This window comes from Nonomuraea sp. NPDC001684 (assembly GCF_053596515.1).
Window position 1 is genome coordinate 1 of sequence record NZ_JBSFGJ010000767.1, and the last position, 2,591, is coordinate 2,591.

Sequence of the window (2,591 nt, forward strand, 5' to 3'; positions counted from 1 at the left end):
GCCGGCGGCCTCGACGGCGATCCCGATTTCTGTCAGCCTTCCCTTGACGCGCCGCCGCGTCAAGGGAAGGCTGACAGCATGATGACACACAGCGATACCAGCCGGGAGATGACGCCCGTCGCGCAGCTGGCGACGAGGTGTTCGTTCTGCGGCAAGCCGCACGAGGAGGCCAGGAAGGTCGTCGCCGGGCCCGGCGTCTACATCTGCGACGCCTGCGTCGACCTGAGCCAGCAGATCGTCCAGGCCGAGCTCCGCAAGGAGGAGGGCGAGCCCGCGCCGGCCGGCGACGGCGGGTCGCGCGTCCACTGGGGCCCCGCCCCGGACGACAAGTACGTGACCGGCATGTCCGACGACGACGTGCTGGCCTCCCTGCCCCGCCAGGCGCTCACCCTTGAGCAGGCCGAACGCGACCTGCGCGCCTGGGTGGCCATCCTGCGCGCCCGCAACGTGACGTGGGCCAGGATCGGCCAGGCCCTGGGCATCACCCGCCAGGCGGCGTGGGACCGGTTCGCCGCCGACGTCGAATCCCGATGACGACCCCAAAACTGCAATCCACTTCATTTTTGCAGTAGAGTCCTGTCATGACCGAAGGGCTTCGCGAGCGCAAGAAGCGCAAGACCCGCCGGCACCTCTCCGACGTGGCGATCGGGCTGTTCGTCGACCGCGGCTTCGACCAGGTCACGATCGCCGAGATCGCCGCGGCGGCGGAGGTGTCGGTGAACACGCTCTACAACTACTTCACCGCCAAGGAAGATCTCGTGCTGCCGCCCGAGGAGGCCTCGCCGCAGCGGCTCGCCGACATCGTGCGCGAGCGCGCGCCGGGCGTGTCGGCGGCGCGGGCGGTGCTGGGCCGCCTGCGCGAGGAGGTGCGCGGGCGCGAGCGCAGCCTGGGGCTGACGGCCGGGTTCGGCCAGGTGCTGGAGATGATGCTGGCCGCTCCCACGCTGCGGGCGCGCCTGGAGGAGCTGGGCCGGCAGATGACCGACGCCCTGGCCGACGCGCTGGCCGAGGAGACGGGGGCCGAGCCGGGCGATCTGCTGCCGCGGGCCGTCGCCTGGCAGATCGGCTGCCTGCACTCGCTGGTGTACGCCGAGGTCGGCAGGCGGGTGGCCGCCGGGCAGGGGCCCGACGCCATCGCCGAGGCCGTGCTGGAGCTGCTGGACGTGACCGAGGGCCTGCTCGGCGAGCCCTTGCTGACCTATGCCGTACGGGAGGGCTGAGCGTTGTTCCGGGTGACCATCCGCGGGAAGTTCGACGGGATCGACGAGGAGGGGCGGGCCGCGGTGCTGGCGGCGCACGACACGGCCTTCACCGAGGCGGGCACGTTCACCCACGACGGCACCGTGTCGGCGTTCACCTTCCGCTGCCAGGTGCCCGCCGGGCCGGACGACGGTGAGCACGAGGCCACCGGGCGGGCGGTCGCGGCGCTGGAGGCGTACGGGGTGCCGTACCGGGTGCTGCAGGTGGCGGTGACCGACATGCGGGACATCAGGATCCGCCGGAAGGGTCACCGCTGATCCCGCATCTGGGATATCGTCCCGGATATGGGACAGGATCTGGACGAGCGGCTGGCCGGGCGGCTCGCCGAACTGCGGGTCGAGCGCGACTGGTCGCTCGACGACTTGGCCGGGCGGGCCGGGATCAGCCGTTCGACGTTGTCCCGGCTGGAGCGCGGCGAGATCAGCCCCACCGCCGCCCTGCTCAACAAGCTCTGCGCGGTCTACGGGCGCACGATGTCGCGCCTGCTGGCCGAGGTGGAGCCGGAGCCCGCGCAGGTGGTGCGGGCGGCGTCCCAGGCGGTGTGGCGGGACGAGGGCTCGGGCTTCGAGCGACGTTCCGTCTCGCCGCCGCATCCAGGGCTGCGCGGCGAGGTCGTCGAGGGGCGGCTGCGGCCGGGCGCGGACATCGCCTACGACGAGCCGCCGGTCCCCGGGCTCGAACAGCACGTCTGGGTGCTGGAGGGCGTCGTGGAGATCACCGCCGACGGCCGCGTCCATCGGCTGGAGGCGGGCGACTGCCTGCGGTTCCGCCTGTGGGGGCGGTCGCGCTTCCGCTGCCCGGGGCCCTCGCCGGTCCGTTACGCCCTGGTCGTCGTCCTGCCGTGAGCACCCGAAGGAGCCCGCTCGTGCACACCGTCACCCGCATGTCCGCGCAGGAGTTCGCCGGCAGCGTCGAGGAGCTGGCCGTGCTGCTGGCCGACGCCGTCGACGGCGGCGCCTCGGTCGGCTTCCTCAAGCCGTTCGGCCCGGAGGAGGCCGCGGCCTGGTGGCGGGGGCAGGCGGCGGCGGTGGCCGAGGGCGCCATGGCGGTGTGGGCCTGCCGCGACGCCGACGGCTTCCTGGCCGGCACGGTCAGCCTGGTCCTTGCCCGCAAGCCCAACTCGCGGCACCGGGCCGAGCTGGTCAAGCTCCTGGTGCACCGCCGGGCGCGCGGGCGCGGCCTGTCCCGCCTCCTGCTGGCCGCCGCCGAGGACGGCGCCGTCGCGGCCGGGGCCGGCCTGCTGGACGCCGACGCCGGAACCGCCGCCAGGCTGATCACCGCCGAGGTCGCCCGGCTCAGCGCGCTCGTCGACGACCTGATGGAGATCTCCC

5 protein-coding genes are annotated in these 2,591 nt (G+C 73.6%); all 5 read left to right on the forward strand.

Going from position 1 to position 2,591, the window contains the following annotated elements; translation table 11 throughout:
- Positions 1 to 108 precede the first annotated feature (108 nt).
- Positions 109 to 534, forward strand: coding sequence for a ClpX C4-type zinc finger protein (locus tag ACWCSD_RS51385; protein ID WP_449926999.1), 426 nt, complete (start codon positions 109 to 111; stop codon positions 532 to 534).
- Positions 535 to 581: 47 nt separating this feature from the next.
- Positions 582 to 1,220: a TetR/AcrR family transcriptional regulator gene (locus tag ACWCSD_RS51390; RefSeq protein ID WP_449927004.1), complete on the forward strand. Its 639-nt coding sequence runs from the start codon at positions 582 to 584 to the stop codon at positions 1,218 to 1,220.
- 12 nt (positions 1,221 to 1,232) lie between these two features.
- Positions 1,233 to 1,517 (forward strand): DUF6204 family protein, encoded by a 285-nt coding sequence (locus ACWCSD_RS51395; RefSeq protein WP_449927007.1) that lies wholly within the window; start codon positions 1,233 to 1,235, stop codon positions 1,515 to 1,517.
- A gap of 27 nt (positions 1,518 to 1,544) precedes the next feature.
- Positions 1,545 to 2,105 carry a helix-turn-helix domain-containing protein gene (locus tag ACWCSD_RS51400; protein ID WP_449927010.1) on the forward strand — a complete coding sequence of 187 codons (561 nt, stop codon included), beginning with the start codon at positions 1,545 to 1,547 and terminating at the stop codon, positions 2,103 to 2,105.
- Between the two features lie 20 nt (positions 2,106 to 2,125).
- The coding region (locus ACWCSD_RS51405) for a GNAT family N-acetyltransferase (RefSeq protein WP_449927013.1) at positions 2,126 to 2,591 on the forward strand (466 nt) is incomplete at its 3' end.

Excerpts from the sequence above, each read along its gene's own strand:
- ACWCSD_RS51385 (WP_449926999.1), top strand. The coding sequence starts at position 109 with ATGACGCCCGTCGCGCAGCTGGCGACGAGGTGTTCGTTCTGCGGCAAG.
- ACWCSD_RS51390 (WP_449927004.1), top strand. The coding sequence starts at position 582 with ATGACCGAAGGGCTTCGCGAGCGCAAGAAGCGCAAGACCCGCCGGCAC.
- ACWCSD_RS51400 (WP_449927010.1), top strand. The coding sequence starts at position 1,545 with ATGGGACAGGATCTGGACGAGCGGCTGGCCGGGCGGCTCGCCGAACTG.